This is a genomic window from Metabacillus hrfriensis, assembly GCF_030127205.1.
In the GTDB taxonomy this organism is placed as follows: Bacteria; Bacillota; Bacilli; order Bacillales; family Bacillaceae; genus Bacillus_P; species Bacillus_P dongyingensis.
This window is the reverse complement of the sequence record NZ_CP126116.1, coordinates 3,088,588-3,102,094: the sequence shown is the minus strand read 5'-3', so window position 1 is coordinate 3,102,094 and position 13,507 is coordinate 3,088,588. Positions and strand designations below refer to the sequence as shown.

Here is a 13,507-nt window from a genome sequence, read left to right as displayed (position 1 = left end):
ATTGTTAATTTGCATTAAATTAATACCTAAAAGGTATTATTCGGCCCTAAATTCGTTATTACAGAAGGGCGGCAGGGGATAGATTGTAAAATTATGCACTTAAACTGCAGGGTGCATTAGATCAATAAGAAGGAGCTGTCCCCAAAAACGGATTTAAGATAAAAATGTTCGTTCAAGAGCAAATCTAGATATAAAACTGTGATTCTTAGCCATACTAATAAAGACTAAAAATTTCGTTAGGAGGCAATATTATGGGAAGATCAAACAATCATAAACCATCTAGCAGTAAAAATTCATTACCTCAAACTCCCAAAAACTTAAAAATAGAACCGGATCGTGTGGATGATGAGTTTTCTCGTGAGCTAGGTGAAAGTGGGAAAATAAGAGCTACAAGACCTAAATAAAACTGTAAAAAAGTTCATATTTATTTTTTTTCATTTTTGTAAAACAGATACAAAAGAGGCCACCCATACTTATGGGTGGCCTCTTTTTATACCAAAAAATCTTGCTGTTTTTTAATAATTTCTTATAGAACTATAGGGTGCTTTAGTTTAAGAAAAATTGAGTGATTTTTGACTGAGGCTATATTTTAGTTTTCCATACATGATAAATTTAATGTTGGATATTTATGTTAATGTCATTATAAAGAGTGTTAAATATTTTACTTAAAGAAACGTTTAGCAAATTTGATGGTGCAAGACAATTTCCGGCTCCACGAAACTGATGAATAATGTAAATCACATTTTAATTTTTAATTAAATTTATGATAATTTACAATATAGTGCATGGTCGCTTAATAAATAGGGGCATGACTGATGAACCTCCTGTAATGGGAGTAGAGGAACAGCCCAAGTCTAACGGGAAAGAACGATTGGTGCATTGCCCCAATCAGATAGGAACGTGGGAACATCCCTTCTGTTAGGAGGATGCTGCAGTGTAAGTAACGGTGAACTTATGATCAAGTAGATTCGGTTAAAGGGAGCGCGGAATGGGGGAAAACTCGCACGTTCCGTGTGGAGCAGGGGAAATTCCGGAGATAGCTTCAAACGCTTACCTATTGCGATTGTGGAAGAAGCTAACTTATATTAAACGACTTTATTGTTGTATATCTAAATACGGTGAAGATAGCCGCGGTATTCCTTTCTTTTGTCCACCCTGTATAATTAAGAATATAACCGTACCTTTTATTCCAAACATTTTTTGTGAGCGCATACATTTTTTTTGAAAAGGAGTTCAGGCTTGGCAGGATTGACCCCCATAGAAAGATGTTTACCCGGTTCAATAACATCTCAATGTAGTTAAAAAACTTATTTATAGAATTTTTATCCATTTATATATTTGCTTTTACCTGGTTTTTCATTGCACACTTTCTTCTCAACCCTGTATATAATAAAAACCAATACACATAATTCTGTTAACATTCCTATTGATTGTGCAATAGCACCAATTTTCCCGTTCCAATATGGAACAATACTAGAAGTTATGACTAAAACAAGAAATGTTAAGAGTAAATTGGCTGACTGAGAAAGAACCATCACCTTTGTTTTGTTCCGTACCATTAATAATCCATTACAAAAGTCTATAAAAGGAAAAACAAGTGTCATTAATAAAAAAACGTTTAAACTATCCAAACTTGCCATTACTAGGAGTTCGTTTGCACCTAATACATGCTCAATAAAAAAGGCACCAATTGGAGTAAAGCAAAACAGAGACAAAATACCTGTAGGAATAAACCCTATTATTAATGTGAATCTTTGAACTTTTTGAGGATGATCTTTATAAAATGTTAGGACGATTTGATGAGTATAAGTGAAGAAGCTCAAGAATAATTGTGTAATACTTAAGGCAATTGCATAAGACGCAATCGCAAGTTCAATTTCATTAGTTTTTCCTAAAAAAACATTAATAACTGGACCAACCATAACAATTATTAATGATGATAGAATTAACGGATTATAAAACCGAAAAATTTGAGATTTTTTTGTAATGGTATGTTTCTTATCATCATCAACCATCTTCTTCACTAGAATTCTACCTTCTGTAAAACTAATTATACTTTCAATCATCATACCTGCCAAAAAGATATAAGCTCCTGTTTTGGCATTAATATGACCGGTATTAATAAAAACTAAAGATAATAAATACATCACGATGAGCCGTATGACCATTCCAATTGTCAACCACTTCGTTTGTCTATTTATAATAATAACTCCCTGAAATAAACAGCGAATTGCTGAAAAAAAGGTTACGATAATCAGAATTTGATAAACATCAACTATTTGTGCAATCATGTTCTCATTAGCACCAAAAAGTGTAGTAAAAACCCAATTGCCGATAGGTGTATACGCAATTGTTCCAGAAACCACCATTAAAGCCGTTAAAACATAAGCACCAACAATCGTCATCACCTTAAACGACACCTTGTCACGCACCAAAGCAGAACAGGCATTACGCAATAAAACACCAAGACGTTCTGTTATGCCAAATAAGCTCATTGCTATGGCATAACTAGCAATAATGACCTCGGGATTCTCTCCTCTTGTTAAAGTTCCATTAATTATCATATGGGAAAACGTAACTAAGCTCGCTGATAATCCTAAGGGGATAAAAAACAAAAGGATCTTTTTAGTCGGCAGGACTTTTTCGATTGAAACAATAATAATTCCCTTCTCCCTTGTTTATTTATAAAAGATTACTAATTAACTCTGATAATGTTAATGGTTTTATAGATGCGTATTATAACAATGATTTTACCAAAAATTGAAAACTCATTCTAGGATATTATTTCTTTCTAATTTTCAAATATAAAGTTTTCTTATGTACATCAGCATGTGTCACAATGTTTTTCACAATTAATCAATCGTGTTTCTGCTAGAGATCCATACTTCTGGAGGATTTGGAAAAATGTATTTTGAAGGTGCAAACTGGTTCAATAAACTGACTGTTAAACATAAATAGAATAACAAAACAACTCCCATTTATATCTTGATTAACTAGCAGTCAAATTACCTTATTTGCTAATACAAATCATATAAAAGAGCAGCGGTAGCTGCTCTTTTTAATATGGAAAATTTTCTGCAGCTGTTATGAAATGATAGCTTGTGTTCTGTTAAATGGCCAGATTGTTGAGGAACGTTTTCTATATATAAACGTAAATTTTTGTTCAAAAACAGAACAGAAATTGTGATGATTTTCACTTAAACTAACGGGCTGGATTGTGGAAGAGTCATTTTCTATCCTCTTTAGTTAAATGGTCAGATTGTTCAGTAAAGGAATCTTAAATAATATATATTTTTTGAACGATTTTAGAATTAGTTATGGTAATCTAATAGTAAATTTGTTAAAAAAGGGGAAATTATCCAGTGAAAAAATTATATTTAATTTTAGGGTTAATTGGTACTGTTTTTCCGTATTATTTTTTTATTCAGTTCCTCAGGGATTATGGACTTGATTTAGGTTTATTAATGGAATTATTATTTTCTAACACGATATCGGCCTTTTTTGCAGTTGATTTTTTAATCTCATGTGTTGTTTTCTTGGTATTTATGTTCAATGAATCACGAAAATATAACATTAAAGAAAAATGGATTTGTCTTATATCACTGTTTACAGTTGGATTATCTTTAGCTCTTCCTTTATTTTTGTTTTTTAGACATTCTTATATTAATAGTAAAAATCAAAGTATAAATTAGAAAATAAGCATGTTTAAGTTAAGATAAGTAAAATGTTTATTAAAGTATCGGCGCAAGAATTGAGCAACAATGGACTATTTCAGTAGTCCATTGTTGACGGAATTAGCGTTTACTATTTTATAAGAATATGAAACATAATCTAATTAAATGAGGGATAGATTTGATTAAAAAAATTGATATTACTAATCCGAAATTTGCTGAAGAAGTTTTAAACGTTCAACTCCCATCTTATAAGGTAGAGGCAGAAATAATTGACTTTTATGAAATACCGCCATTAAAAGATACTGTTGAAACGTTGCTGCAATGTAGTGAAACTTTCTTTGGTTATTACATAAGCGAAGAGTTATGCGGGGCTATTTCTATAAAGGTTGAAAAAGATGTAATGGATATACATCGGTTAATAGTGCATCCAAACTATTTTAAAAAAGGCATTGCCAAGATGTTATTGGATTTCATTGAAAGCCATATAGAAGGCATTGAAACAATAATAGTGTCAACGGGTTCCAAAAATACACCAGCAGTAAATTTCTATGAAAAAAACGGATTCTCAAAAATAGGTGAAACAAGAGTAAATGAACGTTTATCTCTAACTTCCTTTAAAAAGAAAATTTAAGCTAAACTAGCTAATAGAAGTTAGTATGATATTCAACAATCGGGCGCTATTGCCGAACTATGAGCATCCGCTTTTTTACAAGGCGGATTAGAATAGTTCTATAAATGATTGGCAGTAAATATTTTAGAAACTGTAAACCTGGAATAAAAGAATATAAAAGAGGTGTTTAATTTGAATGATTATCACACAATTGAAATCTACAAAAACCACCTGCAGCACTTTTCGAAGGATCAGTTAAGACATATTTCTGCTGAAGGGACCTGGTCTATCGGGCAAATGTATCTCCACTTGATTGAGGTTGCATTTGAGTATCTTGAGAATGTTGAAGCTTGTTCAGCAGCATCTGAAGAACAAAAACTTGGAAAGACGGAAGCAGGAGAGATTTTGTACAAACGCGGAGGATTTCCTCCAATTAAAATCAAGCTGCCGGCAGATCCAGAAAACACACCAAGCAATACCAAAAGGAAAGAGGAACTTATGCAGGGGCTCATTCAAGTAGAGAAGAGAATGAGAGTGTGGGAAGAGAAGGTAAATGTCATTAATCCTAACTTCAAAGTAAAACATGGGGGCTTCGGCTGGCTCAATGCAAAGGAATGGTTCGATCTTGTCGACATGCATTTTCGTCATCATTTACGTCAGAAGCGGGAATTAGAAGAAAAGATATGCCTTTAGAAAGAAAAGCAATAACCCTTCCATTTATTCAATCAGAATAGCATGGAAGGGTTTTAAAGTTTTGATTAATAGCAATGTCTAACAGATTTCAGCGAAATCCATTAGTAACATGATGGCTTTCCTGAAAAACTATAGACATTAAAATCTGTCATAGGTGCATCTGTTAATCCCGCATTACGGCCAATCGTTGTAATCTGACCTCGGTGATAAGTACTGTGATTCATGACTTGGAGGATAAATTCAAATCTGGGTCGAGTTTCATTAAACCATGGAGTTTCAACTTGACAAGGTCCTGTTATGGAATTTTCGGTAAGTGAATGAACATATTGAGATAACTCTTTTGAACTTTTCTCCACCATACTAAACACTTCCTCCATTGACTGAGTGGATTTCTCTCCAAACTGACCCAAATCTGGCGGTGATTCCTGCTTAATCACTTGCAGCCAAAAATTTTGAACATCCGCAATATGCTTGAGCGTCAGCTTGATAGTTGGAAAACTCGAAGGGACTTCCTGTACCATTTTTTCAGACGGTTTTGTTTTGAGCCACCCGGTCATTTTCGTATTTGCCCATAGGTTATAGTTCGCAAGATCTTTTGTTAGCGTCGTTAGATTCATTTCACTGCCGGAAAGTTCTTTTTCTATCATAATAGCTCTCCTTTTTTCACATTTGTAGAAAAGTTCAACAAAAATAATCACTTTCCTTTATTTAAAGGGCAAATAGATTTTATAATTGCCTAGCAGCTCTTATAGGAATATTTTTGTATATTTATTAGGAGTATATTATAGTAATGTAAAGTAACTTAATTAACAAAGAATTACTAATTCTATGCAGTGCACATGACAAAACTGAAGTCATAAAAAAGGCGTGATGAATAAAATGACGTTTACTCTTAAAACGGGAAGCTTTGAAGGGATGAGATCCCTAAATCAATCTTCCGTGCTCAATCTTATACGCTTGAGAGAACCAATATCGAGAGCAGAGATAGCGAAGATTACAAAATTAACGCGTCCTACAGTAGGGGATATTGTGAGTAACCTTGTTGAACAGAATCTGGTCATAGAAAAAGAATCAAATAGTTCAAAGCAAGGCGGCAGAAGGCCAATCATGCTCAGTATTAATTATAAAGCTCGTTACATAATCGGTGTCTATGCGGCAGCGGAGATCATTCGTGTTAGTCTGACAACAATGGATGGGCACATTGTCTATAATCTTTCTAAAGAGCTTGAAACTCTTCCTTCTAAAGAAGATTTTATTACCCTTATAAAGGAAAGCATCTACTCAGTGCTAGAGAATAGCAAAGCAGATAAATCCCTGATAATTGGTATAGGTTTTGCCATGCATGGTTTAGTTAATCCGGACAAAGGACTTGCCATCTTTTCTCCGCACCTGCATCTTGAAAATATGCCGATCAAAGAGATTCTTGAACAGGAATTCCACCTCCCTGTAACCTTAGAAAATGATGTTCGTGCCTTGGCAATGGCAGAAAGCTGGTTTGGACAAGGAAAGGGAGTTTCAGATTTTATTTGTATTAGTGTTGGCAGAGGTATTGGTTCTGGCATTGTAATGAACAGCGAAATCTACAAAAGCTCTTTTCATACTGCCGGTGAAATAGGCCACACTGTTCTTGACGTAAATGGCCCTATGTGTGAGTGCGGAAACAATGGCTGTCTTGAGGCTTATGCATCGGAAGCGGCCATTCTTAAAAAAGTTCATAAAGGATTGGATTCTGCTGAAGATTCTATTTTAAAAGAGTGGGTAAAGGCGGATAGGAGTAACCTTTCGATTGAATTGATATTCAAAGCTGCAGAAAAAGGAGATCCCCTGGCCAGTCTTATTGTTGAACAAAGTGCTAAATCTTTAGGATTGGCAACAGCTAACTTAATTAATATTCTGAAGCCGTCCAAAATTATTCTTGAAGGCCGTATTTTTGAGCAAGGCGATCTAGTTATTTCTTGTGTTAAGGAAATGGCAGGCAAATATACAATAAGAAGTTTGGAAGAAGAAGTGGACATTGTCTGTTCTGCACTCGGAAAAAAAGGAATGATCCTTGGCGCTGTTTCTGTAGTAGTCAAGAAAATGTTTGAAGCTGGGGGACTGAATACTTAATGTTCAGTCACCATCTTTGACATATACCCATAGTCAGAATCATGAGCAAGCAATGTGTTATTTTAAATAGTGTCAAAGACAGCAGAAACTGAATACTTTTGACTCATTAAATGTGTTCTAGGAAAAAAGTATCATTATCAGAAAATTTAAATAATAGATATTTACATTTATTTTTTTGCATATTATAGTTAAGTAAATTAATTAACTATGATAGCAAAGGAGAAAAATAAATGGTGTACCGTAAAGAATATCCCCGTCCACAGCTTGTCAGAAAGGAATGGCTGAATTTAAATGGCGCTTGGCAATTTGAATTTGACGATGAGAATGCTGGCTTAAAAGAAAAATGGTTTAAGAAAGAAAAAAAGTTTGGCAGAAAAATTGAGGTTCCTTTTGCTTTTCAGGCAGAGCTTAGTGGTATTAATGAGAGCACTTTCCACGATTGGGTTTGGTATAGAAGAGAAGTGGAAATTCCAAAAGATATGTTAGGAAAGCAAATTTTTCTGCATTTTGGAGCGGTTGACTACCGTGCTGCCGTTTATGTGAATGAACAGTTAGCAGGAACTCATGAAGGCGGACACGTTTCCTTTTCTTTTAATATTACAGACTATTTAACTGGAGAAAAGGAATCCATCGTTATAAGAGTAGAAGACCCTTCAACAGATGAAACAATTCCCAGGGGCAAACAATTTTGGCTGGAAGAATCAGCTGGTATCTGGTATACACGGACAACAGGAATTTGGCAAACCGTTTGGCTAGAGGCAGTTCACACCACTCATCTCTCAAAACTTCGGTTTACCCCCAATATAGATTCCGGGGATATTCAAATTGAATTCGAGGTGGCTGGGGAGTATAAAGGGAAAAAGGCATTAATAGAAATATCATTTAAAGGCTCAAAGATTGCAGAAGAAAGAATAGAAATTTTTGATTCATTTACAAAGAGATCAATCAATCTGTATAATCGTCAGATATTTAAGGCCGGCTATCATCACGAAGGATGGAACTGGTCTCCGGAAACACCAAATTTGTTTGATGTTGTCATTAAAATTATAGATGCTGAGATCGTAATAGACGAAATTACTTCTTACTTCGGAATGAGAAAAATACATACCGAAAATGGAATGGTCTATCTAAATAATAAACCCTATTATCAGAAACTAGTGCTGGACCAAGGGTACTGGCCTCAAGGGCTGCTGACAGCACCAGATGATCTGGATTTTAAAAAGGATATTGAACTTTCAAAAGAAATGGGATTTAACGGATGCAGAAAACATCAGAAGGTTGAGGATCCGCGGTTTCTGTATTGGGCAGATCATCTGGGGTTCCTCGTATGGGGTGAGTGTGCTGCATCTCCTATTTACAGCGAGGATGCAGTAGCGCGGTTAACTAGGGAATGGATTGAAATTATCGAGCGTGATTATAATCATCCTTCGATTGTAACGTGGGTTCCAATAAATGAAAGCTGGGGAGTCCCAAACATCTGCAATAATGAACAGCAGAAACATCATTCATTAGCCATGTATCATCTCATTCATTCGCTTGATCCTACTAGGATTGTCATTTCAAATGATGGGTGGGAAATGACCACGACAGATATATGCGCCGTCCATAATTACAACCATGGACACAAGGAAGAGCTAGAAAAATATGAGCATTTCAAGCACTCACTTTCTACAAAGGAAAAGCTGCTGATGTCCCGTCCAGCAGGAAAAAAGATATATACAGAGGGCTTTGATTACCAGGGTGAGCCAATTCTATTAACTGAATTTGGCGGTATCGGCTTTAAAATTGGGGATGCCGCTGGCTGGGGATATACTTCTGTATCAAGCGAAGAAGATTTTGTAAGCGATTACGAAAGGGTTATAAAAGGCGTTTATGCCTCAAGAACCCTTCATGGATTTTGTTATACACAATTAACAGATGTGGAACAGGAGATTAATGGAATTCTAACCTATGACCGCAAGCCGAAATGCGATCTGAAAGAAATCAAGAGGATTAACAATCTGTGGCATATTGACACAGTCGAATAACTTTCAAAGCTTACAGGGAAATGTAAGCGCTGTACTATGGGCGGAGGCTATTCATTTTGTTTTTAAGTGATAAATGGTAATCAAAAATTTCAGGGGGAATACTATGAAAATCACTATGAAATCAATGTTCAGTTTATTCGTTTTAGTAAGTCTCGTGTTTACGCTCGTTGGATGCAGCTCAAACAGCACATCAGGTGCCAACAGTAAAGAACTTGTATTTTGGAACCCTTTTACAGGGCCTGATGGGAAGAATATGCAGCAGATCATTAATAATTACAATAAAACAAATCCAGAATATAAGGTTAAAAACGTATCTTTAAAAGAACAGGATATGTATACCAAAATTCCTACAGTAGTTAACTCGGGAAAAAACATTCCTGATATGACAATCGTTCATGCAGAGAGAATTAAAGGGTTCACTGCAAATGAGATGCTAACCCCTTTTGATGAAGCATTAACAGATTTTCCGGAAATAAAGGAAGAGAATTATGTTAAGTCTGGCTGGGATATAGGAAACTTAGAAGGGAAAAGATACAGCTTGCCTTTAGATGTTCATAGTTTTGTTATGTATTACAATAAAAAGCTTGTTGAAAAATATGCTCCAGGGGTTTTAGAAGATAATATTGTCACATTTGATGAAATAAAAGCAGCAGGTGAAAAAGCTAAAAAAGATAACATTAAAGCAGTAGGGATCACATGGACGAGACCAATCTTCCTGTCTCTTTATCACCAATTTGGCGGGGATATAACAAGTGATGGCGAAAAACCAACGCTTAATACACCCGAAGCCGCAGAGGCTTTAAATCTATTGAAATCACTTGTTGATGAAAAGCTGACAAACAAGGATGGAGAAGACCCAGGGCAGCTGTTTAAATCAGGGAAGCAGATTTTTTATCCTGAAGGAATCTGGATGCAAAATGGCTTAAACGAAGTGAAATCTTTGGAATGGGGAATGACAAACTTTCCTCAAATTTCAACCGATAAAGTTGTTAACTGGAGCTCATCCCATCAGTTTGTCATGCTAAACAGCAAGGATCGAAATCAAGAGAAAACAAAAGGGGTTATGAAATTCCTCGATTATTTGAGACAAAATTCTCTTCCCTGGGCTGAGGCAGGACAAAATCCGGCTGCACTGGCTACCTTAGAAGACCCAAAATATTTGGAACTGCCTCAATCCTTCCTGGTAAAGGATGAAAAACAGCAGGAAACGCTTAAAATTTTTGACTATCAATATAATGGTTTTGTCGTTGACGAGATTGATAAAATGGCCGGAGATGCCATTTTTGGAAAAGTGAAAATCGAAGATGCTCTTAAGAAAGCGCAAAAATCGGTTGAGGATAAGATCAGTCAGAATAAAAACTAACATAGAGCGAATTTCATTCAACGCGTGATGAAGAGTAAAAGAGGCTGTCAATCATGAAAGGATCAACCACTTGTTTTTGCATGGTTTTACCCTTTCATGATTGTCTCTCTCTATTCGATCAAAAAAGAATAGGAGACATGCTATATGAATCGTCCAGCGATAAAGCAGCAAACCCGACTTGTACCTGCTTTACAGGAGATCAAGGTTCCTAAAAAGAAAATGAACCTTTCCCCGCTCATTTATATCGGACCCCACCTGATATTGTTTCTTGTATTCTTTTTCATTCCAACGTTATTTGGTATTTATATCTCTTTTACAAATTGGGATTTGATTAATCAGCCGGAATTTGTAGGTTTGGCTAACTATCAGGAAATTTTATTTAATAAAGAATCAACGTTTCATACACAGCTGTATACAGGGCTTGGTAATACCTTTCAATTTGTCCTGTTTACGGTTCCAGCATGTATCGCCGTTCCGCTTTTGCTTGCAGCAGGTTTGCATGCAAAGCCTAAGGGGATGGGGTTTTTTCAAGCTTTATTTTATGTGCCGACACTTTTTTCTGTATCAGCAGTCATGATTATATGGGCAATGCTTTTTCATGTAACTTTTGGACCCATCAACCATTATTTTAAGCTGGATACAAACTGGGTCTCTGTTCAGCCTTATGCCTGGGTAGCGCTTGTAATCGTAACTGTCTGGTGGTGTATTGGAGCGAATATGATAATCTACCAGGCAGCTCTAGGCGGAATTCCAAAGGAATATTTTGAAGCTGCGTCAATCGATGGTGCAGGCAGTGTGCAGCGCTTTTTCAAAATTACATTGCCGAGTATTAAAGGACAGCTTATGTATACAGTTGTCATTACGACGATTGCCCAATTCAATGTTTATGGCCAGCCGTTAATGCTGACAAAAGGAGGACCTGACAGTTCAACAACTGTGCTGCTTATGTATATTCAGCAGAATGCGTTCGGTTCCGGCCAATCTATTGCCGGCATCGCTTCAGCTATGGCTGTAGTCTTAGGAGTCTGTATTATGATTGTTTCAGCCATTCAATTCTTCTTTTTAAGACAGCGTGATTAGGAGGTGTTATCTATTAATAATCGGGCCGCAAAGCTGATATCGTTTTTCTTTTTGCTGGTTATGGCATTTATCTGGATTGTCCCATTAGTTTATACCTTTTTAACATCATTTAAAAATGAAGCGGATCTTCAGGCAAATGGCTTCACCATTTTGCCGATCAACTGGGTGATGACAAACTATCAGGATGTTCTTTTTAATAATACAAGTGCGCCCCTGGCTAAATGGTTTATGAACTCTCTTATTATATCAGCCTCTCAGACTATTTTAGTGGTAGTAGTGGTTTCATTGGCTGCATTTGGTTATTCCAGACTAAAATTTAGAGGAAGAAACGCCCTTTTTCTCTTTTTAATGGCTACCATGATGTTTCCTAGTGTCGTAAACTTAATTCCGCTTTATAAAATGATTGATTCTTTAGGGTGGGTAAATAGCTATCTTGCCGCAATTGTCCCTGGTGCAGCGGGTGTATTCAATATTTTCCTGGTTCGTCAGTTTTTAAATGGCATTCCCAGGGAATTTGATGAGTCGGCGAGAGTCGATGGAGCCTCTGATTTTCAAATATTTTTGAAAATCATTTTGCCCTTGCTTAGACCCGTTTTGACAGTAGTAGCATTATTTACGTTTACTGGAGCTTGGAATGACTTCTTATGGCCATCCATTGTCTTCAACGATGTTGAAAAAATGCCGATAACTCCAGGATTGCAGCTGATTCAGGGAATGTATCAATTGGATATAGCCCATGCGTTAACTGCCGCATTAATAGCGATTATCCCGACTTTTATCCTGTATTTATTTACGCAAAAATATTTTGTCGAGTCCCTGTCATTGTCTTCGGGTGTCAAAGGGTAGATTTCATGGAACTGGAACATTTTCATCCTATCCAAAAAGGAGATAATGAACTGTGAATAGAAAACTTGAGAGAAGACTTGTTTTAATAGGGGCGATATGGGAGATTTTCACAGGAACGGTGACCATGCTCTTTTATGCATCCGCCATAAAAAAGCAAGGGCTTAGCGTCAGAGAAACTTCCTTTGGAAAAATGGAAGCCATACAGTCTCTTTTTGGAAGCATGTACATGTTTGCGGTAACATTCGGGATGATATTCATCACGCTTGGATTTATAAATTTGTATCTCATGAATAAGCTTGATGAGCAAAAAATAGAAGTGAAACTGCCAGTATGGTTTATCTTTGTAGGACTTGTATCTTATTTGTTGATGGACATTCCAGGAGCTGTTCTATATCTTTCTGCTGGAATTTTAGCTTTGGCTAAAAATAAATCGATGAGAAAATTAGGTCAGCTACATTAAGAATCTTAAAAAGAGTGGTATGCACCAAATTAAAATGATAAGTTTTATATCAACTTTCTTAGGCATGTGAGGGAGCTTATCAATGAAGCAGAGGCTGATTTAACAGATAGTTGAATCAGTCTCTTTCTGCTTCGTAAAACGGTAATAAAATTATTTAATATCTCCTTTTAATATGTTGACCTATAGAGGGAGGTTAGTTAAGCAAAAAAGCGAATGTAAATAGATAGGCAACTAATAAATAATTATGGAGGTGGTTATTTGCTTAGCCCTATTTTAAATAAAATCGGAACAGTCTTTATTCCAGTGAGCAACATAGAACAATCACGAGATTGGTATTGTGATATTTTAGGTTTACAAGCAGATGGAGACATTCAATTTGGTCATATTTATGTAATACCTCTGAATGGTACGGGGATTGTTTTAGACAGCAAGATTTATACAGAACATAACATAATAAAAACCCCCTTATTCCATTTCAATGCAGAAAATATTGAGGAAGCATATACTTTTATGAAGAAAAAGAACATTGATGTGATTACTGAAATTGAACATAATCACTATTTTAATTTTAAAGACCCTGATGGAAATCATCTGATGATTTGTAAGTGTTAATTAATATCTATTGAGATGATGAATAAGAAAGAA

At 35.8% G+C, this 13,507-nt stretch carries 13 protein-coding genes; 11 read left to right on the top strand and 2 right to left on the bottom strand.

The window, feature by feature from the left end:
• Positions 1-251: 251 nt before the first annotated feature.
• Complete coding sequence (locus QLQ22_RS15255; protein ID WP_223435831.1) at positions 252-404, top strand: YfhD family protein; 153 nt, start codon at positions 252-254, stop codon at positions 402-404.
• Positions 405-1,322: 918 nt separating this feature from the next.
• On the opposite strand, the gene QLQ22_RS15250 is transcribed toward QLQ22_RS15255, so the two are convergent.
• Positions 1,323-2,564 carry a multi antimicrobial extrusion protein MatE gene (locus QLQ22_RS15250; protein ID WP_223435830.1) on the bottom strand — a complete coding sequence of 414 codons (1,242 nt, stop codon included), beginning with the start codon at positions 2,562-2,564 and terminating at the stop codon, positions 1,323-1,325.
• A 798-nt stretch (positions 2,565-3,362) separates the two neighbouring features.
• Here QLQ22_RS15250 and QLQ22_RS15245 point away from each other — a divergent pair.
• The 3 genes from QLQ22_RS15245 (at position 3,363) to QLQ22_RS15235 (ending at position 4,977) form a co-directional block, all read left to right on the top strand.
• Positions 3,363-3,692 (top strand): DUF2834 domain-containing protein, encoded by a 330-nt coding sequence (locus QLQ22_RS15245; RefSeq protein ID WP_284015121.1) that lies wholly within the window; start codon positions 3,363-3,365, stop codon positions 3,690-3,692.
• Between the two features lie 160 nt (positions 3,693-3,852).
• Entirely contained in the window at positions 3,853-4,305 is a 453-nt protein-coding gene (locus tag QLQ22_RS15240) for a GNAT family N-acetyltransferase (protein ID WP_223435827.1), read from the top strand.
• Positions 4,306-4,476: 171 nt separating this feature from the next.
• Positions 4,477-4,977 (top strand): DinB family protein, encoded by a 501-nt coding sequence (locus QLQ22_RS15235; protein ID WP_223435825.1) that lies wholly within the window; start codon positions 4,477-4,479, stop codon positions 4,975-4,977.
• Between the two features lie 101 nt (positions 4,978-5,078).
• On the opposite strand, the gene QLQ22_RS15230 is transcribed toward QLQ22_RS15235, so the two are convergent.
• A complete protein-coding gene (locus QLQ22_RS15230; protein WP_223435823.1) occupies positions 5,079-5,624 on the bottom strand; it encodes a DinB family protein in 546 nt (181 codons plus the stop codon).
• 223 nt (positions 5,625-5,847) lie between these two features.
• Between QLQ22_RS15230 and QLQ22_RS15225 the strand changes: the two genes are divergently transcribed.
• The 7 genes from QLQ22_RS15225 (at position 5,848) to QLQ22_RS15195 (ending at position 13,474) form a co-directional block, all read left to right on the top strand.
• On the top strand, positions 5,848-7,086 hold the full coding sequence (locus QLQ22_RS15225) for an ROK family transcriptional regulator (protein WP_338036979.1): 1,239 nt from the start codon (positions 5,848-5,850) through the stop codon (positions 7,084-7,086).
• 230 nt (positions 7,087-7,316) lie between these two features.
• Positions 7,317-9,113: a glycoside hydrolase family 2 protein gene (locus tag QLQ22_RS15220; protein ID WP_284015120.1), complete on the top strand. Its 1,797-nt coding sequence runs from the start codon at positions 7,317-7,319 to the stop codon at positions 9,111-9,113.
• Between the two features lie 103 nt (positions 9,114-9,216).
• Positions 9,217-10,476, top strand: coding sequence for an extracellular solute-binding protein (locus QLQ22_RS15215; protein WP_284015119.1), 1,260 nt, complete (start codon positions 9,217-9,219; stop codon positions 10,474-10,476).
• A gap of 219 nt (positions 10,477-10,695) precedes the next feature.
• A complete protein-coding gene (locus QLQ22_RS15210) occupies positions 10,696-11,556 on the top strand; it encodes a carbohydrate ABC transporter permease (RefSeq protein ID WP_223443473.1) in 861 nt (286 codons plus the stop codon).
• 3 nt (positions 11,557-11,559) lie between these two features.
• Positions 11,560-12,402, top strand: coding sequence for a carbohydrate ABC transporter permease (locus tag QLQ22_RS15205; protein WP_349654958.1), 843 nt, complete (start codon positions 11,560-11,562; stop codon positions 12,400-12,402).
• Between the two features lie 52 nt (positions 12,403-12,454).
• Complete coding sequence (locus QLQ22_RS15200; protein ID WP_284015118.1) at positions 12,455-12,862, top strand: hypothetical protein; 408 nt, start codon at positions 12,455-12,457, stop codon at positions 12,860-12,862.
• A 258-nt stretch (positions 12,863-13,120) separates the two neighbouring features.
• Positions 13,121-13,474, top strand: coding sequence for a VOC family protein (locus tag QLQ22_RS15195; protein WP_284015117.1), 354 nt, complete (start codon positions 13,121-13,123; stop codon positions 13,472-13,474).
• Positions 13,475-13,507: the final 33 nt, after the last annotated feature.

Coding starts and splice junctions, on each gene's coding strand:
- QLQ22_RS15255 (WP_223435831.1), top strand. CDS start 252: ATGGGAAGATCAAACAATCATAAACCATCTAGCAGTAAAAATTCATTA.
- QLQ22_RS15250 (WP_223435830.1), bottom strand. CDS start 2,564: ATGATAATTAATGGAACTTTAACAAGAGGAGAGAATCCCGAGGTCATT.
- QLQ22_RS15230 (WP_223435823.1), bottom strand. CDS start 5,624: ATGATAGAAAAAGAACTTTCCGGCAGTGAAATGAATCTAACGACGCTA.
- QLQ22_RS15225 (WP_338036979.1), top strand. CDS start 5,848: ATGAATAAAATGACGTTTACTCTTAAAACGGGAAGCTTTGAAGGGATG.
- QLQ22_RS15220 (WP_284015120.1), top strand. CDS start 7,317: ATGGTGTACCGTAAAGAATATCCCCGTCCACAGCTTGTCAGAAAGGAA.
- QLQ22_RS15215 (WP_284015119.1), top strand. CDS start 9,217: ATGAAAATCACTATGAAATCAATGTTCAGTTTATTCGTTTTAGTAAGT.
- QLQ22_RS15210 (WP_223443473.1), top strand. CDS start 10,696: ATGAACCTTTCCCCGCTCATTTATATCGGACCCCACCTGATATTGTTT.